The sequence below is a fragment of the Marinomonas sp. MED121 genome (genome assembly GCF_000153025.1).
Taxonomy (GTDB): Bacteria; Pseudomonadota; Gammaproteobacteria; order Pseudomonadales; family Marinomonadaceae; genus Marinomonas.
The window spans coordinates 559,757-582,658 of record NZ_CH672432.1 but is presented as its reverse complement, the minus strand read 5'-3'; the positions used below and the strand labels follow the sequence as shown (position 1 = coordinate 582,658).

At 40.6% G+C, this 22,902-nt stretch carries 22 protein-coding genes; 18 read left to right on the top strand and 4 right to left on the bottom strand.

Annotated features, from left to right (window positions below; translation table 11 throughout):
* Nucleotides 1-7: 7 nt before the first annotated feature.
* The 3 genes from MED121_RS23870 to rluF all read left to right on the top strand — a co-directional run bounded on the left by MED121_RS23870 (nt 8) and on the right by rluF (nt 4,090).
* Complete coding sequence (locus MED121_RS23870) at nt 8-1,735, top strand: GGDEF domain-containing protein (RefSeq protein WP_083789414.1); 1,728 nt, start codon at nt 8-10, stop codon at nt 1,733-1,735.
* A 249-nt stretch (nt 1,736-1,984) separates the two neighbouring features.
* Nucleotides 1,985-2,788: a transporter substrate-binding domain-containing protein gene (locus tag MED121_RS17985; protein WP_207382837.1), complete on the top strand. Its 804-nt coding sequence runs from the start codon at nt 1,985-1,987 to the stop codon at nt 2,786-2,788.
* Nucleotides 2,789-2,959: 171 nt separating this feature from the next.
* Entirely contained in the window at nt 2,960-4,090 is a 1,131-nt protein-coding gene (rluF, locus tag MED121_RS17980; RefSeq protein ID WP_009835179.1) for a 23S rRNA pseudouridine(2604) synthase RluF, read from the top strand.
* A gap of 14 nt (nt 4,091-4,104) precedes the next feature.
* On the opposite strand, the gene MED121_RS17975 is transcribed toward rluF, so the two are convergent.
* On the bottom strand, nt 4,105-5,868 hold the full coding sequence (locus MED121_RS17975; protein ID WP_009835178.1) for a SulP family inorganic anion transporter: 1,764 nt from the start codon (nt 5,866-5,868) through the stop codon (nt 4,105-4,107).
* Between the two features lie 123 nt (nt 5,869-5,991).
* On the opposite strand from MED121_RS17975, the gene MED121_RS17970 reads away from it, so the two are divergent.
* The 11 genes from MED121_RS17970 (at nt 5,992) to MED121_RS17915 (ending at nt 15,930) form a co-directional block, all read left to right on the top strand.
* Nucleotides 5,992-6,828: a LysR family transcriptional regulator gene (locus tag MED121_RS17970; protein ID WP_009835177.1), complete on the top strand. Its 837-nt coding sequence runs from the start codon at nt 5,992-5,994 to the stop codon at nt 6,826-6,828.
* Between the two features lie 504 nt (nt 6,829-7,332).
* Nucleotides 7,333-8,148 carry a toll/interleukin-1 receptor domain-containing protein gene (locus tag MED121_RS17965; RefSeq protein WP_009835176.1) on the top strand — a complete coding sequence of 272 codons (816 nt, stop codon included), beginning with the start codon at nt 7,333-7,335 and terminating at the stop codon, nt 8,146-8,148.
* Nucleotides 8,149-8,307: 159 nt separating this feature from the next.
* Nucleotides 8,308-9,045 (top strand): DUF6602 domain-containing protein, encoded by a 738-nt coding sequence (locus MED121_RS17960; protein ID WP_207382836.1) that lies wholly within the window; start codon nt 8,308-8,310, stop codon nt 9,043-9,045.
* Nucleotides 9,046-9,287: 242 nt separating this feature from the next.
* The gene (locus tag MED121_RS17955) at nt 9,288-10,265 is read left to right on the top strand and encodes a transposase (protein ID WP_036181015.1); all 978 of its coding nucleotides are present in this window, start codon (nt 9,288-9,290) and stop codon (nt 10,263-10,265) included.
* Nucleotides 10,266-10,576: 311 nt separating this feature from the next.
* A complete protein-coding gene (locus MED121_RS17950) occupies nt 10,577-11,215 on the top strand; it encodes a DUF998 domain-containing protein (RefSeq protein WP_009835172.1) in 639 nt (212 codons plus the stop codon).
* Nucleotides 11,216-11,458: 243 nt separating this feature from the next.
* Nucleotides 11,459-11,995 carry an N-acetyltransferase gene (locus MED121_RS17945; RefSeq protein ID WP_009835171.1) on the top strand — a complete coding sequence of 179 codons (537 nt, stop codon included), beginning with the start codon at nt 11,459-11,461 and terminating at the stop codon, nt 11,993-11,995.
* A gap of 285 nt (nt 11,996-12,280) precedes the next feature.
* A complete protein-coding gene (locus tag MED121_RS17940) occupies nt 12,281-13,012 on the top strand; it encodes a helix-turn-helix domain-containing protein (protein ID WP_009835170.1) in 732 nt (243 codons plus the stop codon).
* Between the two features lie 50 nt (nt 13,013-13,062).
* Nucleotides 13,063-14,177, top strand: a protein-coding gene (locus MED121_RS17930) for an IS3 family transposase (protein ID WP_085987748.1) whose coding sequence is annotated in 2 segments (ribosomal slippage) — nt 13,063-13,315 and nt 13,315-14,177 — 1,116 coding nt in all. Because the reading frame shifts where the segments join, the coding sequence is not laid out codon by codon here.
* Between the two features lie 624 nt (nt 14,178-14,801).
* Entirely contained in the window at nt 14,802-15,170 is a 369-nt protein-coding gene (locus MED121_RS17925) for a VOC family protein (RefSeq protein ID WP_036181159.1), read from the top strand.
* 215 nt (nt 15,171-15,385) lie between these two features.
* Nucleotides 15,386-15,643 carry a type II toxin-antitoxin system Phd/YefM family antitoxin gene (locus tag MED121_RS17920; protein WP_009835167.1) on the top strand — a complete coding sequence of 86 codons (258 nt, stop codon included), beginning with the start codon at nt 15,386-15,388 and terminating at the stop codon, nt 15,641-15,643.
* The gene (locus MED121_RS17915; RefSeq protein WP_009835166.1) at nt 15,631-15,930 is read left to right on the top strand and encodes a type II toxin-antitoxin system RelE/ParE family toxin; all 300 of its coding nucleotides are present in this window, start codon (nt 15,631-15,633) and stop codon (nt 15,928-15,930) included. Before MED121_RS17920 ends, MED121_RS17915 begins: the two co-directional genes overlap by 13 nt.
* Before the next feature lie 125 nt (nt 15,931-16,055).
* Here the strand turns inward: MED121_RS17915 and rarD are convergent, their stop codons facing one another.
* Complete coding sequence (rarD, locus tag MED121_RS17910) at nt 16,056-16,964, bottom strand: EamA family transporter RarD (RefSeq protein ID WP_009835165.1); 909 nt, start codon at nt 16,962-16,964, stop codon at nt 16,056-16,058.
* Nucleotides 16,965-17,276: 312 nt separating this feature from the next.
* Here rarD and MED121_RS17905 point away from each other — a divergent pair, with 312 nt between their 5' ends.
* A complete protein-coding gene (locus MED121_RS17905) occupies nt 17,277-17,684 on the top strand; it encodes a GFA family protein (RefSeq protein WP_009835164.1) in 408 nt (135 codons plus the stop codon).
* A gap of 34 nt (nt 17,685-17,718) precedes the next feature.
* On the opposite strand, the gene MED121_RS17900 is transcribed toward MED121_RS17905, so the two are convergent.
* Together MED121_RS17900 and MED121_RS17895 are read right to left on the bottom strand one after the other, a co-directional pair.
* Complete coding sequence (locus MED121_RS17900) at nt 17,719-18,900, bottom strand: alpha/beta fold hydrolase (protein ID WP_009835163.1); 1,182 nt, start codon at nt 18,898-18,900, stop codon at nt 17,719-17,721.
* Nucleotides 18,901-19,157: 257 nt separating this feature from the next.
* Nucleotides 19,158-19,679, bottom strand: coding sequence for a nucleoside deaminase (locus MED121_RS17895; protein WP_009835162.1), 522 nt, complete (start codon nt 19,677-19,679; stop codon nt 19,158-19,160).
* A 170-nt stretch (nt 19,680-19,849) separates the two neighbouring features.
* On the opposite strand from MED121_RS17895, the gene MED121_RS17890 reads away from it, so the two are divergent.
* The 3 genes from MED121_RS17890 (at nt 19,850) to MED121_RS17880 (ending at nt 22,860) form a co-directional block, all read left to right on the top strand.
* Nucleotides 19,850-20,785, top strand: a complete 936-nt coding sequence (locus tag MED121_RS17890; protein ID WP_347372387.1) for a LysR family transcriptional regulator — start codon at nt 19,850-19,852, stop codon at nt 20,783-20,785.
* Between the two features lie 137 nt (nt 20,786-20,922).
* Complete coding sequence (locus tag MED121_RS17885; protein WP_009835159.1) at nt 20,923-21,711, top strand: GNAT family N-acetyltransferase; 789 nt, start codon at nt 20,923-20,925, stop codon at nt 21,709-21,711.
* Nucleotides 21,712-21,810: 99 nt separating this feature from the next.
* Nucleotides 21,811-22,860: a hypothetical protein gene (locus MED121_RS17880; RefSeq protein ID WP_009835158.1), complete on the top strand. Its 1,050-nt coding sequence runs from the start codon at nt 21,811-21,813 to the stop codon at nt 22,858-22,860.
* Nucleotides 22,861-22,902 lie beyond the last annotated feature (42 nt).

Below are 22,902 nucleotides of genomic sequence, written 5' to 3'. Positions count from 1 at the left end.
AAGTGACATGGCTTTTTTTAGATCTTCGAAAGTTTCATCATTTGTTTTACCCTGTATTTTTATCCTTCTGATTAGCTTCGCTATCATGACGGCGATTACCTATGTTGAAAAACATGCTAAACAATCCATCCATAAATCCCTTTTTACTGTCCTTCAGATCACACAGGAAGCCCTAGCGCGCTGGGCAGATAACCATTTGCAAGACTTGGTTGATATTGCCGATGATCAAGCGGTTTTAAGTTTTACTAATAAAATGTATGACAGTGATAGCATCAACCAACAGTTACTTATTAATCATGATTTTAAGCGCTTTATGTCGCAAAAAGTGCGACGCTATGCTGATCAGACCTTTTTAGTTATTTCACCAAAGGGCGTGAATCTTGCCAGTAAATACAATTCTGACTTAGGCAAGGTAAACCCAGTTTATCAACATCATAATGAGGAATTTAGCAAAATATTTGCGGGTCACACCTTATTTATTCCACCTGTTAACTACCCCATGGATGATCAGCATTCTGATCAGAGTGCTCACCTTGATGAGAGGATGTTTGTGCCAACCGTGTTTGTCGGCGCGCCTATATATAATCATGATGCAAAGGTGGTGGCGGCCTTAATAATGGGCTTTAACCCTCTCATACATTTTACCCGTATTACCGAACTTGGACGTATTGGCCGAACTGGGGAGACTTATGGGTTTAATAAATCTGGCTTATTAGTGACTAAAAGTCGCTTTACGCAAAATTTAAAATTGCTGGGAATGCTGGGTGAAAAGGATATGGCCATGTTATCCATTCGCATTACTGACCCTGGGGTTAACCTAGTTGAAGGATTGACACCCAAGCTAGATCAAGCAAGCCGACCCTTAACTCTTATGGCCAGTCGTGCTTTAAAACATGATGAATCGCCTTATTACGACGCTTATCGAGATTATAGAGGGGTTCCTGTCTTTGGGGCCTGGTTATGGAGTGAGGCGCTCGGTATTGGTTTAGCCACTGAGATTGATAAGGATGAGGCATTAGAGTCTTTTTATGTGACCCGCTTTGTTTTTCTGTGTGTCCTTGCCGTGATTATCTTGCTCATCATGGGGCTGGCATTTTTGCCTTTGTGGTTCAAGGAAAGAGAAAGGGATACCCTTAAAAAACATCAAAAGAACTTGGAGAAAAAAGTTCAAGATAGGACAGAACAATTAGAGCAAGCTAATTACAAATTGAAAGTATTGAGCGAGCTAGACCCTCTGACGCGTATTGCAAACCGACGTTTATATAACCGTACCCTCATTAAAGAAATTGCCATGGCAAAGCGAACCTCAGAGCCTCTGTCATTATTAGTGTTTGATATCGATGATTTTAAAAAATACAACGACAATTATGGTCATGATAATGGCGATGTTATCTTGCAAGAAGTGGCTAAAATCTTAACTAATTCAATCACAAGAACCACAGATTTTGTGGCCCGTTACGGGGGAGAGGAATTTGTCGCTATCTTGCCTGCAACGGATGAAAAAGGGGCCTTTCTGGTGGCAGAAAGAGTACGGATCAATATTGAAGCTGAAAATCTAGAGCATATTCATTCTAGTGTGCTGCCTTGTGTGACAGTCAGTGTCGGCATCGCGACTTTAAAAGGCGCGCAGCTGTGTAAAAAAGAACTGTTTCAGCAAGCGGACCTTGCTCTTTATAAAGCCAAAGAGGGGGGGAGAAACCAAGTAATCACCTATCGTTTAGATAAAACTGGCTAGCGCTTTAGTTTAATGGCTAGCGCTTCCATTTAACGGCTACTTACATTCTACTGCTAATTTAAGGCCTAATTTTCTTACTAACAGAACAAAATCCGATACCAGTGATTTCGAATAGTTAGCCTGACAAAATTCTTAGACGTTAAACTTGATGATTTATAATAATATCAGTAGCCTAGCGCGAATATTCCATTTTATGGTCCGCTGGTTTTAGCTTAATTTGTTTAAGCTTGCTGGTGAGGTCGCAGGATTTTGAGCCTTCAAATGCGTTATTTGTTTATTAGCTTTTTTAGTCTGTTTTGCACACCTATTTATGCCATCACGCTAACGTTTGCCTACGAAGATAAAGCCCAGCCACCTTACTATCTTGGGGATACTGGCGATGTGCCACAACTCAACCCTGGTGTCGCAGTAGAAATGCTGCAAATTATGGATAGCCAACTTGATGAGGTAGAGATTAAATTTGTTCGAATGCCTTGGAAAAGGGCACTCTATTCGTTGAAATCTAATCGTATTGATGGCATCTTTAATGCCGCTTTTTTGACTGAAAGGCTAGAGTATGGCTGGTATCCCACCGTTAATCGCAAGCCTTATGGTCCTATTGATACGAGTCGACGTATCACTCAAATCTCATACTCTTTATATAAACTTGCGTCTTCACCTTTAGATTGGCACGGTGACTGGAGTGTGTTGAAAGAAGAGTTAGTGGGCGCGCCCTTAGGCTTCTCTATTGTGACTGACCTGAAAAAAAAGGGGGTCAGGGTAGAAGAGTTTCACAGTTCGCAAAGCAACTTACGCATGTTATTAACACACCGTTTGAAGTTGGTGGCCTTGCAATCTGTCACGGCAGACAGCTTGCTTAAGACAAAGAAGGATAATGCTGAGTACGCCAAAATAGAAAAACTAACGCCTAATTTAATATCAAAACCCTATTACCTCATGCTGTCAAAGTACTTTGTTAACCAAAATCCTAAACTGGCTCAAAAGATTTGGGATAAGATAAAACAGATTCGACAAGAACAAAGGCCCGCTTTGTTTGCTCGTTACCAAAAATAATCACGCTATTTGCCGTTTTCCTTTCTTGCTGGCTGGCAACCTTATGCTCATTCTTATAAAGTGTGCGCCATTAGTTTAGGCATCTCATTTGTAGTGATTTATTATTAGTGAGTCATATAAAAGCGAGCCTAATCTTAATGATCGATTCGCCAACACTTTGATAGGACCAACATGGATTTCAAAACCTCAACTCGTTTAAATAAATACATCAGTGAAAGTGGTATGTGCTCGCGCCGTGAGGCAGACCGTTTTATTGAACAAGGTAATGTGTTTATCAATAAAAAACGAGCTGAAGTGGGCGACCAAGTAAATCCGGGTGATGTGGTGCGTGTTAATGGCGCTAAAATTGAGCCGCCAGAAGCGGAAGATCTTGTCTTTATCGCGTTAAATAAGCCGGTTGGCATTGTCTCGACCACAGAGATGGAAGAGCCAGATAACATGGTGAGCTTTGTGAATCACTCATCGCGCATCTTTCCCATTGGCCGTTTAGATAAAGACTCACAAGGTCTTATCTTTTTGACCAGTAATGGTGATTTGGTAAATAAGATATTACGTGCTGGCAATAATCACGAAAAAGAATACGTGGTGACCGTTGATAAGCCTTTAACGGAAGACGCAATCAATACCATGGCAAGTGGTGTCCCTATGTTGGGGACGAAAACCAAAAAATGTAAGGTAGTACAAGAAGCACCCAATGTGTTCCGTATTTTCTTAGTACAAGGTTTAAACCGCCAAATCCGCCGTATGTGTGAGTTCTGTGGTTATCAGGTGACCGAGTTAGAACGTGTTCGCATTATGAACATCAGCTTAAAAGGCCTGCCTGTTGGTGATTGGCGTGATCTGACTGAAAAAGAAATGACCGAACTCTCGAAAATGATTGAGCATTCGTCTTCTGAAGATACAAGCAAGCAAAAACCAGCGCCAGCTAAAGCCAAAAGCAAAGGCCGATCTAACTCAAAAAGCTTTAGTAAAAGCAAAGCCCAAGCTGCTGAAAGCCGCAAAGAAAAGTCTCAATCGAGTAAACCTGCATCTAAAGGTAAGAGTGATGGCCGTTCTCGTCCAGGAGAAGGTAAAAATGAAAGCGGCAGAGGTAAGAATGAAGGAGGCCGAGGTAAAGCCCCTTTAAATCGCTCCCGTTCTGGGGAGGGCGGTAAAGGCGGTTCTCCAAAAGGCAACGGCGCTAATAAAGGTCGTCCAGCACCCGCGGGTCGCAAGCCGAGCTCTGGAAAGCCAAGTTCTGGCAAACAAGGCGGTCAAGGTAAGGGCGGCACAGGTAAAGCCCCTAAAAATAGAGGCCGTTAATCAGTATTGCCCTATTATTTAGGGCAAGTGGAATAGATGCGATTCACACACGTCTCGCATCTATTATGTTCAAGCTCTGTCATCAAGTTGGCAACCGCTTGGCTTGTATCTAAATAGATATTCTCTCTCGTCATTAAATCCAAATACCCAGACGCGTTAAGATCATCCATCAAGGTGTTTTTAAAGCCGCAAAAGACTAATCTCCCACCCAAGCTCTGAATACGTTCTATCTCTTTCACCAACATCTCCTTGCCTGCGAAATCGATAAAATTCACCCCAGAGCAAACTAAAACAAAATGTGTGTGAGCCCCTTTCTCAGGCTTTAATGCACTTATTGTGTCTTGTATATGGTCGACAGATGCAAAGTAGATGGAGCCATCTAATCGTATGGTTTTGATCTGAGGGCAGGTCTTAAGGTTGAAGCGCTCAACATTACGAAAGTTGTGATTATCTTCAATCGAAAGCGGCGCAAGCTCTATGATTTTTGGTTTACTGGTACGGCGTAAATACAAAATCAAAGAGAGAATAACACCAAAATAAATGGCGAACTCTAAAGCGATAGTTAGGGTAGAAATAAAGGTCACTAGTAAGATGGCGCTTTCTTCTTTATCAGAGAGAATATGACGAATACTGGTGATATCCACCAAGTTAAAAGCGATCAATAAAATGGCGGCAGCCATTACAGGCAAAGGCAAATACTCAGTAATTTGAGGAATGGTTAACAAAATAAGGATGAGCAAAAGGGCTGCGAAAATTGCTGCCATGGGGGTTTTTGCCCCTGAGTCGTAATTGACACCAGAGCGTGTGAACGAGCCAGAACCTGCATAACACGCGAAGAAGCTACCGACAATATTCGACAAACCTTGGCCCATAAACTCTTTATCGCCTTCAATACGTTGGCCTGAGCGAACACCGATAGCGCGGGCAATGGCCAAGGCTTCTACTAAGCCCAATATGGCAACTGCCATAGCCCCTGGCAAGAGGCTTGTCATCAAATCAAAGGAAAGAGGAGGCAGACTCATTTGAGGGATCATATTGGGTAATTCGCCCACCAAAGGCACCCTATGCTCTTTGCCATTAATCAACCAAGTAAACAGGCTGCCCACTACCATGCCCAATAACATGGCAGGTAATTTAGGGTTAAAGCGTTTAATTAGCTGGATGCTAACGAGTGTGACGAGAGCAATGCTTAAGGTATAAAAACTGGTTTCAGGAAGGTGCTGAATGAGCTGCCACCAAGAGGCAAAAAAATGAGTGTCTGATGCAAGCTCAACCCCTAATACATACTTAAATTGGCTGGTGGCGATTAGTAATGCGGCGCCTGTGGTAAAGCCCACTATCACAGTATGAGAAATAAAGTTCACTAAACTGCCCAAACGCATCAAACCAAAGAGATACTGAATGATGCCCGTGAGCAGAGTAAGAGTGAGGACAATGCCGATAAAATCACCGGACTCAATTGCCGTATTGTTAGCGATATTGTTTGCCACACTGAAGACCACGATAGAAATCGCTGCCGTAGGGCCAGAAATAAGGTGAAAAGAGGAGCCAAAAAGGGCCGCGATAATAGGCGTAATAATTGCCGTATAAAGGCCATATTCTGACGGTAAACCTGCAATTAAGGCGTAAGCTATCCCTTGAGGGAGTACAACAACGGCACCTGTTAGACCTGCCATGAAATCAGCCATTAAAGACTGCTTATTTAGACCCTTTCCCCAAATCAAAAAAGGTAAATAGCGATTAATAAAGGCCTGATGTTTTTGGCTTTTTTGACTCATATTAATGGTTCGTCTTTAAAGGTATTGAGGGTGAAATTTAAAGTGGAAGCATGATAAAAGCTTTTGAAGGTTTGATAAAACGATATATATTGGCCTTAAGCTCTAAAAAAACAGGATCTACTTTTGGACACCATATTATTAGAAACCTTTATTGAAGTGACCCACACGCGTAACTTTGCTAAAGCGTCAGACAAGCTCTGTATTTCCACCTCGACCACAAGCGCTAGAATCAAACAGCTTGAAAGCCTGTTAGGTGTTGCCTTATTTGAGCGTAAGCACCATGAAGTGTGTTTAACACCGGCAGGTGAGCGCATGGAGCGCCACGCACGCTTTATTCTCAATGCTTGGGAGCAAGCCTACGAAGATACTGCTCTTGGAGAAACAGAGAAAAAGCGCCTTGTGATTGCAGGTGTACCTGGACTTTGGGATAGCTTTTTACAAGACAAGGTGAACCGGCTTTATCAGACTCAGCCTGATCTTATTTTAAGGCTAGAGGAGAGTACACCGCTTCGCGTCGTCGAAAAGCTGGACCAAGGTTTGGTAGATATCGGCTTTGTCTACGAACAACCTAATATTAAAGGCTTAATTGTTAAAGAAGTCGCTAGCATCCCCATGAGCTTAGTCACAAGTCAGCCTAAACAAACATTAGAAGAGGCACTCGGTTTTGCCTATGTGAGAGTCGAGTGGGGCGCGCCATTTAATACTCAACACGAGCTCGCTTTCCCTCAGCGACAACTTGCCAATGTACGCGCCAACAGCGGCCGAATCGCCCTAAAACTCATACTTGCCAACGGCGGCGCAGCCTACTTACCCGACACCTTGGTACAAGAACATTTAAAAGCAGGGACGTTATACAAAGTCGACGAGGCACCCATCATCCATATGAAAGCCTATGCGGCTTATCGAATGCATAATGAGCTGAAAGATTTGTTGGAAGCGTTTGTTGGGGAGGAAGGTTAGTAGCATTCATTCAAGTATATAAAGCGTTTAATCAAATGTCTTCATTGAACGAGAAGGGCCTTTTCTGTTTTCAGACTGTAGCCTCTGACGCGCATTTCAGATCTAAGATAATTAAAAAAAGGGCTTGAGCTCATAAGGGTAACCCAAAAATTAATAAACTGTATAAATATACAGTTTATTTTGTGTTTTGCATGGTTTTAGTGAAAATTGGCACGCTTTAGCATTATAAATATCAATGATATGGCGCGCTTTATCATTGTGCCCATTTTTAAAATATGTAGAATCAATAAGTTATGAGAAGGGCACGGAAATAACCGTGCCCTACATGCAAAAATAGGAATCGAAATAACGCGCATGCGCGTTTAGCCAGGAAGGTTTTCAGTGAATAAGTGGCCTTTCCTTTTAAGAATTAATCATATGTAGCGTTTTGATTGCGGTGGATAAATCTAGCAAACCGAGCGTGCGCATTATTAAAATGTTATAAATTTTTGGAGGGAGTCATAAATGAAACATAAGTCATACTTAATTGCTCTAGATTATGGTAATCGCGCAAAGGAAAAAAAGTTTGTAGGGGATGTACTGGATAAGTTTGATAAAGATACCCTTGTTGGCGCGATGTTATATGTAAACAATAATATTTATGCATTATCTTGCCATTTATTTGTCAATTTTGAAAAGGATTCTGAAGTTTTTGAAGAGTGGTTAAATATCAATTATCCAGATAAGCATAGAATTTATAATTTGTTTTCTCATGATTTGATGAAGGCAATCGGTAACCGTAGTTGCAATGGTATGGGGCTATTGGATAGTGAGATGCTCGAATATCAAATGCCGTCAGGAACAAACGAGATATTTCTTCACCCAGATCGTCCCACTTATGATGCAACATTTCCACCGGTATTAAAAGAAATGACAAACTACTCAGTATTTCTATCTCACTCTAGTGTCGACAAAGAACTAGTAGATACGTTTTTTAACGAACTGCAAAAATCAGAAGTGGAGTCTTGGTTTGATAGGTACGAAATATCTCCTGGAGATAGCATAACCGACCGAATAAACGATGGTTTAGATAAAAGTAAGGTCGGTCTTCTGTTTCTTTCAAAAAGTTTTCTTAGTGGAAAGTCCGGTTGGACGATGAATGAAGCTAACTACTTTTTCCAGAAACGCATGAGGCAAAATGAAAAAAACTTTATAGTCGTAAATATTGATTTAGAGCATGACGAGATGCCGCCATTGTTACAAGACTATTTGTATTTAAATTATGATGATCCTGAGTGTATACCTAAAATTGTAAATGAGCTTCGTAAAATAAATTTATAACAAAGCATTTAAGAGTGATTCCCAACGCATGGCATTTTTCATTCCATCGTTGGGTTTCGTGTTTACGGTGGTATGGTTTAGTTTTGTGGTAGCGTTGCTCACACCTTAATGCGGCGTTAGGCCATAAATGAATTCGGAGCATGCATGTTAAAGAGCCATATGGACGCAATAGAGAAATCATTGATTGCGATAAGTCAGATTCCTGCGAACTCAGGGCATTCGCTTCATAAAGGAACGCCGAGAGAAGCCTTTATAAAAGAGTATCTTGAGGCACATTTACCGACTAATGTTGCTATTGGAACTGGTGAGATTATTGACGCAAATTCAAAGCCAGGGCAGCAAAGAAACCAGTATGATATTGTTATATATAAAAGATCCTATCCAAAGCTTGATTTTGGTGGAGGTATATCAGGCTTTTTAGTTGAATCTGTTATCGCCACTATTGAAGTTAAATCAACATTAAACCAAGGTGAATTTAGCACGGCTGTAAAGTCAGCGTATAACTGCAAACAACTGAAAGCTAATACAGTATCAAGTTTTCATACAGGATATATTCCACCGTCAATTCTCAATTATATCGTTGCATATAAAGGGCCCGCTAATATTAAAACCGTGCATGGTTGGGTTGCAACTGAATATCAAAAGCTTGGAATTTCACAAACAACTATTCCAGCAGACGACAATAAAAGAATTTCAACTCCTGCTAATGCGATTGATGCAGTCTTCGTTTTGGGTAAAGGTCTTATGTATTACGATAATGTCCCAATGGGATTTAGTAATGAACAGCATCGTAAAAACAACCCACAGTCGAAATGGATATTTTCAGATACCCCTGATGGCAATCTGTTGTTTTTGTTTATGATGCTGCAGGGAGCAACGGCAAACATTGAAGGGTAATGGCTTAATTCAGCTCCATATCTATCAAATTTTAGTCTTCCTAACTTACAGTGGGGAGCCTAACAAAAACAGTCAATGCGACGCCAAAAGCGGCGCGCTTGCTGTTGGCGTTAGGCATTATAAGGATTACGCATGTCAAATTGGTTTCAAGAACAAATTTAAAACAGACACCCACTATAATTTGATTGTTATTTAAACATGATCTAGCTTTATTGGATTCACTCAAGGATGAGGAATCTAATATGCCTAAACCACGTAAGACTCTAATAAGTTTGCAAGACACCACTTATTATCACTGTGTTTCCCGCTGCGTGAGACGTGCTTTACTGTGTGGTACCGATGAGGTAACTGGTCAAAGTTATGAGCACAGGCGAGGCTGGATAGAAGATAAAATCCTCTCTCTTGCTGCTATTTTTGCGATAGATATCTGTGCCTATGCCGTTATGAGCAATCACACCCATTTAGTCCTTCATGTCAATACTGAGAAAGCGAATAACTGGTCTATCAGGCAGGTACTTGAGCGTTGGCATCGTTTGCATAAAGGCACGCAATTCACCGAAAAATATTTAGAAAACAAGGGTTTGGCTGAGTTCGAATTAGCCTCTGTTTATGAAAGCTGTGAAAAATACCGTGAACGCCTTTGTGACATCAGCTGGTTTATGAGAGAGCTGAATGAGCCAATTGCTCGTATGGCCAACAATGAAGACAAATGTACAGGCCGATTTTGGGAGGGCAGGTTTAAGTCACAAGCGTTATTAGACGAGGCAGCACTTGTGTCATGCATGGCATACGTCGACTTAAACCCTGTTCGCGCCAACATGGAAAAAGCACCAGAAATCTCAAAGCATACGAGTATCAAAACTCGAATCGAAGTTGCCAAAGCGAATCAAACTCAACCAAAAACTTTATTTCCCTTTATTGGCTATGAAAGAGAAGATCAACCAGAAGGGTTACCTTTTAAACTCATAGATTACCTTGAATTAATCGATCTCACAGGCAGGATCATGAGAGAGGACAAAAGGGGGAGTATTGATGTCTCTCTAGCGCCTATTCTTCAACGAATTAACCTCACGTCAGAGCAATGGATAGAAGTAACAACCAGCTTTGAAAAGCATTTTAAAGCCGCAGTTGGCTCAGAAGCTTATTTAGCTGAGTATTGTGAACATACGCATTTGCAACGACGATCGGGGTTAGCTGCTTGTAAGCGGCTTCTTTCTTAGGTTTTGCTCACTAAATTCAGTTCTATTTTAATTAAACCTTAATATCGTTAACGCGAGGGTTGCTCGTGGCTTCAGTATGAAACTCATTGTTAATCCTTTGTGGTTGAGCTTCGATTTACATATTTTTCTTCCTTCAGATAAATAAAATACAAAAAAATGGGAAAGTGAGTTTCATTCAGCTGAAGTTGTTTCTGATCTCTTTTAAAATGGATGTCTTATTAAAATGGTGTGATACTTTTTCTGATAAGACTGAGAAGAGGTGACTTAATCGTAATTTCCTTAAAGTGTTAGGCAACCTATCTGAGGTTTGTATGTTGAATCGACAAAATTTACTTTTAGCTTTTCCAATATTGAGCCTAGTTTGGTTTGCTGGAACAATAATTATTGCAGGCTTATATTATCCTGGATATAGCCATATCACTCAGTTTATCAGTGAACTAGGAGCAACCGGTTCTCCTCATGGCGGATATGTTAATTTTTTAGGCTTTATTCCTACAGAGATCTTTATTCTTGCATTTGTATTTACTTGTTTTTTAGTCGCTCCTAAAACAAAGAAAAACTTAATAGGATTTAGCTTTATTGTTGTTTATGCTGTCACTCTTGGTATTTCTGCATTATATCCATGTGACTTTGAATGTAGGCCTGTTGAACCTACGATTTCCCACAATATTCATATGTTGTCTGCTTTTCCTGGTTATTTATGCGGGGTAATATCAATATTTATTTTGTCATCTGGCTCATCGCCCTCTGGACAGCTTAACGTTTTTAAGTTTGTTAGCTTTACCGTTGGAGGGACTTGTATTTACGCATTCTTAAATTTAGACCCTAATTCCCCCCTTGTAGGTGTTTACCAACGTTCCCTAGACTTAATGATATATTCATGGTTCATATATTTTGCTTACAGCCTGAATCAAAATGTGCCTAATAAAACTATTAAGTCTGACGCGTAATAGTTTAGCCAGCTCTGCTTCACATTTTGGTAAACTCTTATTGAGCACTTATGGTAGCGTTAGTCGTTACGAAACATAAAGGGGTTTTATCGGGACAGGCACTCCAATTTGATCTTTTTTAATCACTATTTTAAATGCCTATCTGTTCAACTCTTTTTTCTTGCAAAAACGAGGTGTTCAGCGATTTTATGTGCATGTCAGAGAAAGTGCTAACTACCTTGAAGAACACTAGGATGTATTAATATGAAGCTTTCACTATTCAGTGAATCTCAGTCTCAAGAGGTCATTGATCTTTTCAAAAATGTTTTCTCTGCATCTGAGAACGAAATAGAAGGGCAAGTAATTGCTGGTTTTGTTGAAGATCTAATTTCTACAACCAATTCACAAGACCTAATTGGCTGCGTTGCATTTGAAAAAGGTATCATTGTTGGGTGTATCTTCTTCAGCCGCTTCAGAGTACCTAGTGGCCAAGAAGCATTCATTTTATCGCCGGTTGCGGTTGCAACAGATGTTCAAGGCACTGGGATTGGTCAAAAGTTAATTCAATATGGTCTAGATTATCTTAGGCGTTTAAATGTTAGTTTGGCATTCACATACGGTGACCCAAGTTATTACGCCAAAACTGGCTTCGAGCAGATCAATGAAGGCATTGTAAAAGCGCCATGTCCTCTAAGTCAGCCAATTGGTTGGCTCGCGCAATCACTTGAAGGCAAAGAAATTCAGGCTATGGCTGGCTCTACTCGATGTGTTGAGGCATTAAATGATCCTAGTCTATGGTAGCAATTCAAATAATGCTTACTCCCCCCATTCGTTCTAAGGTTTTATCGGGACAGGCATTCCAATTTAGAACCCCCACAACATACAAGTATCAAGACTCGTATTGAAATGGCCAAAGCGAATCAAACTCAATCCAAAACCTTATTTCCCTTTATTCCTTTAATAGATAAGAAAATTAATACAGACACCCACCCCAATTTTATACGGGAATGTAATCAGCAATAAAACCTTATATAGTAGTTTTAAATTTAAACCTGAAATGTATCTCTTAGGAACAACAATCAGACTATGGATTATCAGACTTTTCAGCCCCATCCAGATTTAGCATCGTTAATCAGTTGTTATTGGACTTTGGAAGTCCCTAAAACGAAAGAGACGCAACGACAGCGAATCATTCCTGATGGCACAATTGAAATGGCGTTTATACTTGGCGATGATATAAAACGCTATACATCAGAAGATGATTTCATTATTCAGCCTCGCGCTATGGTGTTGGGCCAAACGATTGACCCTTTTTATATAGAACCTACAGGTTACGTTAATACCTTTGCCATTCGTTTTTACCCTTATGGTTTTGCTAACTTTGTCACTGCGCCTATTAGAAACTTGGCTAACAAAGAGACGCCAATAAATACCTTATTTGAAGAAGAAAGCGCAGATCAACTAGAGCAGGACATCATCCAAGCCACTGGTACAAAGCAGCGGATCGAGATAATCGAATCATTTTTTCTGAAGAAACTCAGTGATCAGGTGAGGGTTAACAGTATCGTTAAAACAACCGTAGAAACGCTTTTAGCAACCAAGGGATCTACTACTATTAGTGAGATTCTTAAAGAAGATTTATCTAAAAGAAGACAGCTTGAGAGAATGTTCGTAAAGCAAATTGGTGCTAGCCCGAAGCAATTAGGCAAATTGATTCGCTTACAAAGTGCTTTAAAGATGCTGCTTAACGAAGAAGGGGAGAGTCTTACTCATATTGCCTATCAACATGACTACTACGGTAATCCCCCCGAAAAATAATAGAGGTCAGTCGTAGAGTTTTCTAATAAGCTAATTACTAGGAGATCACGATGAAAAATAAAACCTATTCAGACAGTCAAATCATGGGCATCTTAAACCAAGCCGAGGCAGGAGTGCCCGTGGCGGAGCTGTGTCGCGAGCATGGCATTGGTAATTCGACCTTTTATAAGTGGCGAGCCAAGTACGGTGGTATGGATGCCTCTTTAATCACTCGAATGAAAGAACTCGAAGAAGAAAACCGTCGTCTTAAAAAGATGTATGCCGAAGAAAAACTCAAGGCAGAGATCATACAGGAAGCCATGGCAAAAAAGTGGTGAAGGCCGCTGACCGCAAGCCGATGGCCAAACAGGCTGTGGTGACTTATCACCTCAGTATTGCATCTGCCTGTCGGACGTTTAAGATCAGCGAGACCTGCTACCGTTATCAGCCTAAACTTAATGATGAGAATCAGTTGATTGTTGAGCAATTAATCGGGCTGACTCAAAATCAGCGTAACTGGGGCTTTGGGCTATGTTTTCTCTACTTCAGAAATGTCTGTGGTTATCCATGGAACCATAAGCGTGTTTACCGTATTTATCGTGAGCTACAGCTCAACATGCGCATCAAACCTCATAAACGCTTAGTCCGTGAAAAGCCTGAACCCTTAGCGGTGCCAGAACAAATCAATGAATGTTGGTCAATGGATTTTATGCATGATCAACTCTCAGATGGTCGACGTTGCCGTTTGTTTAACGTGATTGATGACTTTAATCGAGAAGGGTTAACTATTGATGCGGACCTATCCTTACCAGCAGAACGTGTTATACGCGCACTCAATCAGATTATTGAGTGGCGAGGTAAACCTAAAGCGATACGGTGTGATAATGGCCCTGAGTATATCAGTGAGAAGCTGGCAAGTTGGGCACAAGAAAACAGCATTGAGCTCAGTTTTATCCAACCTGGCAAACCACAGCAAAACGCTTATATAGAGCGATTTAACCGTACAGTGAGATATGATTGGCTGAGTCATTACTTGTACGAAGATATTAAAGCGCTTCAAGATAAAGCAACGCACTGGTTATGGACTTACAATAACGAGCGACCTAACATGGGCATTGGTGGCATTACACCGATACAAAAAAGGCGTTTAACGCAAACTTTAAAGTCTACACCTGAACTCCATTAAAAATGGGGGGATTACCCTACGACCAAGCGCATTTCATCAAAGACTTTAAGGCCTTCACCGGTGTCGCGCCAAAAGACTTTTTAGGAAATGAAAATATGGCTCTCTCTTCCGCTTTTTACAAGTAATTTAAATCTGTCGCATTTTTACAATTCTGTTTCCCTCCATAAGTTTAGTTTTGTTTATACATTTTAATTAGTCCATGTGAGGCCTCATGATAAATGTAATTATTAGGGAAGCTGCGAATAAGTCCTCCCGCCTCAGCGTGTGGATAAAAGCCGCTAGATTTATGGCGAGGAGCGTAACTTAATAGTTATTCTATTGATAAGGTCCTCAACATAGAGATAGGGCTTTTAAACCACGCCCTTCGGGTCCTTCAGAAAAAGTAACACCCTGTGTTGTTACTTCTCGAAAGGTACCTACATTACGTCAAAGTAACGCCTTGTGTGATACTTTTTCCCATATACCTTAGAAGAGCAGACTGAGAAGAGGTGACTTAATCGTAGTTTCCCTAGACTTAGCCTGACCTTAGCAATGTGTATATTTAGCTATTCTGCTTTTAGTGCAGATGATGCTGAAATGGAAAGGCAAAAGAGCGGAACAAACATTAATAAAAGTGGAGCAGATATGAATAGTTATATTTCAATTTTCGAAATTCCAGCAACAGATATTTCACGAGCAATTGAGTTCTATCAAGCCATCTTAGACATGAATATTGAGAAAGTGGAAATGCCAGGAATAGAAATGGGCATACTCCCCTATGAAGAGCAAGCGGTTACTGGCGTCATCTTGAAGGAAGAAGGTTTACGACCTTCAACAGATGGTGTGACAATATATCTCAATGGTGGCGAAAACCTTCAAATCATTCTTGATAGAGTTGAAAAGAATGGCGGTAAAATTCTCATTCCCAAAACAGCCCATGCGGATGATATGGGGTATTTCGCTATTTTCCTTGATTCAGAGGGTAATAAAATGGGTCTACACTCACCAAATTAAGTGTAGAAAAAGCGTATATCAAATGAAAAGACCTGTTGGTTACATCAGACAGGGTTAGGCTCGTTTGTTTTAATAGGACGTATATGGACGTTCATATATGTCTTATTTAAAGCAATTTTTTAAGCTTCTTACAGAGGCTTCAGCAGTTTCGTTGTAAGCTTGAACGAATGTGATACTATAGTGATACATTATTTAAGGTTTATATAGGCTTTATTATGAAAGTTGAACTTGTTACAACACTCAAACGGCAAGCGACTAAAATTCTAGCTGACTTACATACATCAAAAGAACCTGTATTAATTACTGAGCATGGCCAACCATCTGCTTACTTAGTTGATGTGGAGGATTATGAGTTTATGCAACAAAGAATGGCAATTCTTGAAGGTGTTGCACGAGGTGAGCAAGCAATTAAAAATGGTGACACCTTTTCAAATCAAGAAGCAAAAGAGAAAATGAGTAAATGGCTGAAGTAATATGGACATCACCAGCCCTTGATGACTTAAATGAGATAGCTGAATACATTGCTTTAAGTAATTTTCCTGCTGCGAGGAAGTTAACTCAAAAAATATTTGATAAAATATCTAGATTAGAAAATCATCCAGAATCAAGTAAAAAACCACTGGAACTAGCGAACTTAAATTACCGTGAAGTCACTTTTAATCCTTGTCGTATATTCTATAAAGTGGATAGTGACAAAGTTTATATTCTTCATGTTATGCGCCAAGAACGTGATCTACTTAGATTTCTATTAAAAAGTTAAACACGACTAATAAAACTTTAATAAGACTGTTTTTTTATTTCTTTTCTGATTATGTAGCAGCAACCTATAACAGTTTACGAATTACCACCCATAACACTCATCTAGCCGCTCCCTCATCATGCCCACTAACGATTTCGCTTATCTCTATCGATAGCAATTAATAACAAGGCAAGCATAATCGCGCCATAGATTGGCCATTGGATTAGCTCGATACGTTCACCCAGTATTAGACCAAGACAAAAAACCAATGTGGGTTCTATATAAGTGAGTAATCCGAACAGGCTGAGTGGAAGTTTTTGTGAGGCGAATAAAAATAAAAGCATGGGTAAAGTGCCTATTAGCCCTAACCCTAGGAAATAAGCCCAAGACCAAAGCTCAATGTGTGGCCATTCATGAAAAGGGTGTAAATAGACCATGGCAAGCAGTGCCATTGGCAATATAAAAAGGTTGTCTAAGGTAAATACTATGTCGCTAGCGATTGAGAAACGTCGGCGATTCATAAAGTACAGTGGATAGCCTAGGGCAATGACTAATACAATCCACGAGATACCATCAGCAATCACATAGGCATAAATGACACCAGAAGCTGCAATCATGCATGCCAGCCATTGTGCGCGAGTTAATTGCTCGCCATACACAAAATAGCCAACGGCAACCAAGGTGAGAGGCAGTGCAAAATAGCCTAACGCCACAGAAAGTATTTCACCTTGTAATGGCGCCCAGACAAAAATCCAAAATTGTGGTGCAATCAAACAGGCAGAAAGAAAAAAGCTAGGCCATAACCGCCATTGTTTTAATTGTTCCCACAATGCTGATATTCGTCCAAGGATGGCTAATCCCAATAACATAATGACAGAGCTCCACAACACTCTTTGGCCCGTTAACCAATGGCCCGCTTCCGAAGCATTTAGTTCTGATAAACTTGGTTGAAACTGTACATACAGGGGGAGCATAGCAAATAAACAAGACGCGATTATCGATGCCAATACGCCTTTCTTGCGTGCTGAAAAATGTACGGTTTTATTCTTAAACATGGAGAAGGGCATAAGTTATCAATTTAAACTAATTAGACAATATTAGATAATGAGAGCTCGGGCGAGGATGATAGCATGACCTTAACGCTTAGTAGGTAAAGATCTTGGATAACAGAATAAAAAACTAAGGCGTATAGTTGTCAGTTAGAGTTGCTTTGAACAAGTTAGGTTATTGCTATTAGATTAAGTAGCAGAATTGATCAGAGGTTTGATACTAATATAGAAAATGGAAATGCCATTTGGATTGAAGTGTTTATCAGGTTCTCTCCTACAGCTAGTATTTAATCTGCATGCCCATAAAAGGCGTTAAGTGTGGCTATTAATCTAAAAAGCGTTGATGGTGTTGTTGTTCAAGAAAGGCATAAAGGCTCATGTCATTGTGGCTCTGTCGAGTTTGAACTTGATTTACCCGATGGTCTTCTTGATGTTAGGCGTTGTGATTGTTCTTTGTGTCGACGACGTGGGGCGATTGCGGCATCGGTTCCTTTATCTGGAATTCATATCATTAAAGGGCAAGAATTTTTAACCTTGTATCAGTTTAATACCAAGACAGCTAAACACTTTTTCTGTGCTAACTGTGGTATTTATACTCACCATCAACGTCGATCAAACCCCACTCAATATGGTTTTAATGTCGCCTGTTTGGAAGGGATTAATCCGTTAAAAATTCCTGATATTCCAACCTATGATGGGGTGAATCATCCCGCTGATAGGCTCTGATAAAGTTATTCCAATACGGGCTGATGCTTTCTAGTTAATTAGCTAATGCTGTCTCATTTCCCATCACTTGATCTAACAAGGCCATGGATTCTTTGAAATAAGGGTTATAGGTGAGGCGAGCGTGGTTTTTGTTTGCTTCTCTATAGCCCCAAGCGGAAAACCACACATCATCACCCTTCATACAGGCGACTTCTTGATCTTGTGTTTGACCATTGCTGCAAATACGGCTTGTTCCTTTTACCCCATAATTTGGGTTATTAGGGGCAAAAAGTAAGCCCATGTGCGAGCCGTTGGAAATACGCTGTTCAGGTAATCTCATCGATAGAGTGGTGGACCTTGGCTCTGCTAATGCCTTTTCTCCTTGCCAGATTAAGCGGTTATTGGGGTGATTAAACTGTTGCGTGAATACATTAATCGCAAATTGAGTGTCTATGACTTTATCGCCTTCACTCATTAACATGAAAACCGGCTTATCATATTGGATGTCTTCTAGCTGGCCTCTGACTTCGACAGAGGTTTCATAATAAACAGCCGCTGCACTCATGGGCAGAGAGTTATACCTAAGCGGGTTATCCTCTGGGTCTTGATCGGCCCAGGTCATAAAGTAGCTGGCAAGCCCTGCATATTTGACCGAAGAGGAATTTGGTTGAAAGGCAGGGGAAAAAAGGAGTATTCCATTAATAGACTCGTCTTGGATGGCAAGATCTGTGACTAGGTTTGCCCCCGTAGAGTAGCCGCCAACCCAGATAGACGCTACATTCGTTTTTAATAGCTTAGTGTGATGATCAACGATGCCTTGCCAATCTTCCAGCGAAGGAAGCTGCAAATCACCCACTTTACTGGCATGACCAGACAGTAAAACAGTGCGTACCAAATAGCCTTTATCTGCTAAATGCTCTGCAACGTTAATAAAAGAGTAGGGGGTGTCACCCAAACCATGCACAAGCAGTACACCTTGACCATTAGGGTGTTGCGGCTTGTATTCTCTGGGTAAAACGTCGAGTAATTCAGACTCTTTATCTTGCGTCATAAACACGCGGTTCGTTTCTAACCATTGCTTAGTCTCAGCGACATAGGCAGAAAAAGTGGTTTGATCATACTTAGGAAGCGTTTTAGCCGCTTGAAATGCCGGGTCTTGGGGCTGAGTAGAGCACGCCATTAACGCGATTGAAATGGTAGCTATCATGCTTAAGGCAGAGATGTTTTTTCGACTCATAATGGGTATTTGCTATTAATAGTTAGGGCTAGCGTTAGGCTTGCTTAGCCCTAATGAATCAAGTTTTTAAGGTGAATACATTATCTTCAAATCATTATCCTCAAATAACAGGTTGGTGATCAAGTCTGACCCATCTGATTTTTGTGTAACTAGTTCGCAAATGTGTAACAGTTTTGAAACCTTTATAAAGCGTTTTCGAATACGTTGTTTTTTGAGTGCTTAGTCTTTGAATCGCCTTAGTCTTTGAATCCCTTAACCTAAAGGCATGACCAATCTTCAATCCAATATTTTTTATGTTGCTCACAAGCTTGCTCAATAAGGGATTGTGATTGAGTGGATCTGACACTCGGTGGATTAACTGCTCCCAAAAACACCTCTTCACTATGACAAATTAAGCTTTTGCCAGCTATCTCGTTTAATTCACTGCCGCTACAGGCATAGACCACTTGCTTGATGCCAGACCAATAAATGGCTCCGGCACACATGGCGCAGGGTTCTGTTGAGGTATAAAGAACCGCTTCTTTGCGTTGGCTTTCGCTAAGGTTTTGACAAGCTTGACTAACCAAGTTCATCTCAGCATGGCGGGTCGCATCATTGTAGGTATTAACTGTGTTCTCAGCTTCTAACGCTAACCTGTTATCAATTACCAATAAAGCGCCAAAAGGATGGTTGCCAGCATCGACCGCAGCTTGAGAGAGATTTAGTGTTTGCTTAAGCCAATGGTTATCTTGCTCTGCTTGTTTCATCTTAGTGCCTTCATTAATGTGTGAGTTTTGCATTCTCTGTTCGATCTTATCTGTTAAGCCATATCGCTTTAAGTCATGCGGTTAAGCGTAGGAGAAGCGATTTGAGGAATGGCGACATTCTATTTTATGCAATGCCTAATAAGAACTATAATGATTGTTAAAATGTGTTCTAAAAATTAGCACGCTAAAGCTTTTTAAAGGAGATAATTATTACAGCATTTTCAAAAGAGCTGATTTCTTTCATCGAGATAGCGAACGAAGGATCAGTAAGAAGGGCTGCCAATAAGTTGAATATTTCAGCGTCTGCGCTAAGCCGACAAATGCGCATTCTAGAGGAAGACTATGGCTCTAAACTAATCATACGTTTGCCTCGGGGGATTGAGGTGACTGAGTCTGGTCGCGAGTTGCTGAATAAAGCTGAGTTTTGGCGTAAGCAAGACAAGCATTTACGGCTTGAAATGCAACGAATCAATAAAGAAAGCCTAGTCGTATTGAAACTTGGGATTATGGAATGTTTAAGTCAAACCTTACCTCAGCAAATTGAGCAAGGTTTGGCGCATATCCTAGGGCAATATCGATTGGATATTAAAGTCGGCAATACCCATGCCTTATTGTCTCAATTAGAGTCAGGTGAGCTAGATGTGATTATTGCCTTTAATGTACAAGATAACCGCCAAGTTCGTCTTTTTAGTCACATTGACTGCCCCATTGGCCTGATTTACTCGCCAAATTTAAACCTCACTGCAAGTTTAAACCTCACTGAATCAGAATTAACTGCAAACACTCCGGTTCCTTTAGCCGATTGTCTACAATGGCCATTGTGTTTAGCGGATGATGAGCTGTCTTTTCAGCCTAGAATTTACGCCGAAATCATGCGCCAGAAAAAAGCCCATACCTTGTGTGCTACGAGTAACTCGGTCAATGTGCTCAAACAGTGGGTGATAGCAGGGCGAGGGGTGACCTTTCTCACTCAGTTTGATGTGGCAAAAGAGCTTATTAATAATGAACTTTGCTTTCATCCATTAAAAGAAAAGCGCTTAAGTGAAAAGCTTTGTTTGTGTCTCTCGACGAATACACCAATGAATCAGCAGATGAGGGCGATACTGGTGCAGCTTGATAAGATCATTCAAGGACACTGAATTTTAATAGGCGCATTTTTCTTAATTTGTTATTCTCAAAGGGTTTTTAGGAGTACAAGGATGACTATGCCATGAAAATTCAGCACCTCTCGGTTAATTCTCAAAACTCTAAACTCTCTTCCTACAAGGACAATTGATTGAACTCTGAATACCTTTTAAAGGCGTATAACCAGTTTGAAAGAATTGGCTTGACTCAAGCGGGGTGTCAAAAAGTTGCTAGCCCTGACTTAGTGAAGTTTGTCTCCAAGACAGAGGTTGGTAGTTGTGTTGTGTATTCTGACATTCGAGCGGATGTGCTGGATGAAAAAATAAAGGCAGAAATTGAGTATTTTAAGCAGCTTAAACTCTCATTTAAATGGCATACCTTAAGCACGGATACCCCTAATAACTTGGGTGAAAGCCTGCTAGTGCATGGTTTTAAAGCTGAAGAGCCGGCGGCCTTGATGGTGCTTGATCTTAACTCTGTGCAATCTGAAGATACAAAGCTGATTGATACAAGTATCTGTATTTCAGTTTCAGATAAACAGGGGATTAAAGATGCCATTTCTGTCCAAAAGAAAGTATGGGGTGGCGATTGTTTAGCGCAAGAAGCCCATTTAATTCGATTAAAAGAAGAGTCACCCGAGCAGATTCATATTTATGTGATTTATCAGGATAACCAGCCTGTTTCATCCGCCTGGTTAATGTGTCATCCAAATAGTCCTTTTGGCAGTATCTGGGCGGGTAATACCTTGGCTGACTATCGTGGACGTGGCTTTTACTCAGCGTTGTTATTGAAACGTATACAAGACGCTAAAGCGAAAGGGCTTAAATATCTTTGTATTCATGCCTCTAAAATGAGCCAACCAATTGTCGCTAAACAGGGATTTGAATTTATTGCAGAATCTAGGTCTTATTTATATACACCAGCGGTTGCGCTGCTTTAACCTAATCGTTTGTCTCTTTAACCTAATCGTTTGACTCTTTAAAGTGCGATAAGAGCGTCACCCAGGGAAGAAATTTAATCACAAGGAAAGTTAGACCTTATGACCATCATTAATGCTAAATCGTTTGAAGAAGCTCGCGCCACACATCTTGATTCAAAAGCGGGTAAAAATCTGGCTGAACACAAATCAGAACAGGGCCTATTAAATAGGGCCTTATATGCCAGTGCCAGTATTCATCAACCCCACGGGTTAAAAGCATTTTTAGCTGCTCAAAGCTTGGCAGTTTATTTTGATGAGATGGCTTTATCTGAAGTTGAGCAAAGGTTGCTCTCTCAGCAAACGTTGCAGGATTCAAATATTTGGCAGCACACCTCTGACTTAATAGGAAAAAGCGAAATACAGGTGGAGGGGTTAATGACCCCAAAGGTGTTAGCATCAGATTTTTCTGAATTTCGTATTAAAAAAGTACTGGATCTTGCTATTTATCCTGCGACTTATCAGGCAATGTATCAGTGGTATCAGCATAAAGGCTTTGCGGATATTTTTGCTCATTATCTAGGCATTGCTACAAGCAATAATGAGTACTTGTCCCATAATGTGACCATTTTACTGGCATTTAACCGACTTTATCCGCAACTTGATGCAAGGCAAGTTATGCCTTTTTTAGAGCGTTTTACCGAATTTGTAACATCAAGCTTTGCTGGTAAAAGGCAAGTTTCTCTTGCCATGAACGAGACGCATCAAGTAAGCCAAACATATGATTTTAAGGCTTTATTGAAGGTATGTTTACAACAGCCCAGCTTTTTTGGCCATAATTTGATAACACTGTCTTGGATAATGCGATCTAAAGCAGAGTTTAATGGGGCTCAGCTGGAGGGGGTGACCAAAAACCTTTATCAGCAAGCAACTAACCCGTTAGATGACCCAGAAGACGAATTAGATAAAGGACTCTTTGCTATGAGCCTTAGTAGCGAAAGCCAAGAGATTTTTGAGCTAAGTCTTAAGCATCTGGTTTTTAAACAATGTCATAACTTGCATCAGGTGACTCTTGCCGATGCATTGGCTTTTTTGTTTCTCTCCTTTCCACAAGAAAAGGCGGGTATTAGCCGTATCGCTGACTATTATGTGCGAGTATTTGCATCTGTATAAGGTTGAGTATCAAGGGTGTAGGAAAGCTTATTAGGAAAGCTT

Bases quoted from the DNA above. Each gene is read 5' to 3' on its own strand.
- MED121_RS23870 (WP_083789414.1), top strand. From the start codon at position 8: ATGGCTTTTTTTAGATCTTCGAAAGTTTCATCATTTGTTTTACCCTGT.
- rluF (WP_009835179.1), top strand. From the start codon at position 2,960: ATGGATTTCAAAACCTCAACTCGTTTAAATAAATACATCAGTGAAAGT.
- MED121_RS17975 (WP_009835178.1), bottom strand. From the start codon at position 5,868: ATGAGTCAAAAAAGCCAAAAACATCAGGCCTTTATTAATCGCTATTTA.
- MED121_RS17965 (WP_009835176.1), top strand. From the start codon at position 7,333: ATGAAACATAAGTCATACTTAATTGCTCTAGATTATGGTAATCGCGCA.
- MED121_RS17960 (WP_207382836.1), top strand. From the start codon at position 8,308: ATGGACGCAATAGAGAAATCATTGATTGCGATAAGTCAGATTCCTGCG.
- MED121_RS17955 (WP_036181015.1), top strand. From the start codon at position 9,288: ATGCCTAAACCACGTAAGACTCTAATAAGTTTGCAAGACACCACTTAT.
- MED121_RS17950 (WP_009835172.1), top strand. From the start codon at position 10,577: ATGTTGAATCGACAAAATTTACTTTTAGCTTTTCCAATATTGAGCCTA.
- MED121_RS17945 (WP_009835171.1), top strand. From the start codon at position 11,459: ATGAAGCTTTCACTATTCAGTGAATCTCAGTCTCAAGAGGTCATTGAT.
- MED121_RS17940 (WP_009835170.1), top strand. From the start codon at position 12,281: ATGGATTATCAGACTTTTCAGCCCCATCCAGATTTAGCATCGTTAATC.
- MED121_RS17925 (WP_036181159.1), top strand. From the start codon at position 14,802: ATGAATAGTTATATTTCAATTTTCGAAATTCCAGCAACAGATATTTCA.
- MED121_RS17920 (WP_009835167.1), top strand. From the start codon at position 15,386: ATGAAAGTTGAACTTGTTACAACACTCAAACGGCAAGCGACTAAAATT.
- MED121_RS17915 (WP_009835166.1), top strand. From the start codon at position 15,631: ATGGCTGAAGTAATATGGACATCACCAGCCCTTGATGACTTAAATGAG.
- rarD (WP_009835165.1), bottom strand. From the start codon at position 16,964: ATGTTTAAGAATAAAACCGTACATTTTTCAGCACGCAAGAAAGGCGTA.
- MED121_RS17900 (WP_009835163.1), bottom strand. From the start codon at position 18,900: ATGAGTCGAAAAAACATCTCTGCCTTAAGCATGATAGCTACCATTTCA.
- MED121_RS17895 (WP_009835162.1), bottom strand. From the start codon at position 19,679: ATGCAAAACTCACACATTAATGAAGGCACTAAGATGAAACAAGCAGAG.
- MED121_RS17880 (WP_009835158.1), top strand. From the start codon at position 21,811: ATGACCATCATTAATGCTAAATCGTTTGAAGAAGCTCGCGCCACACAT.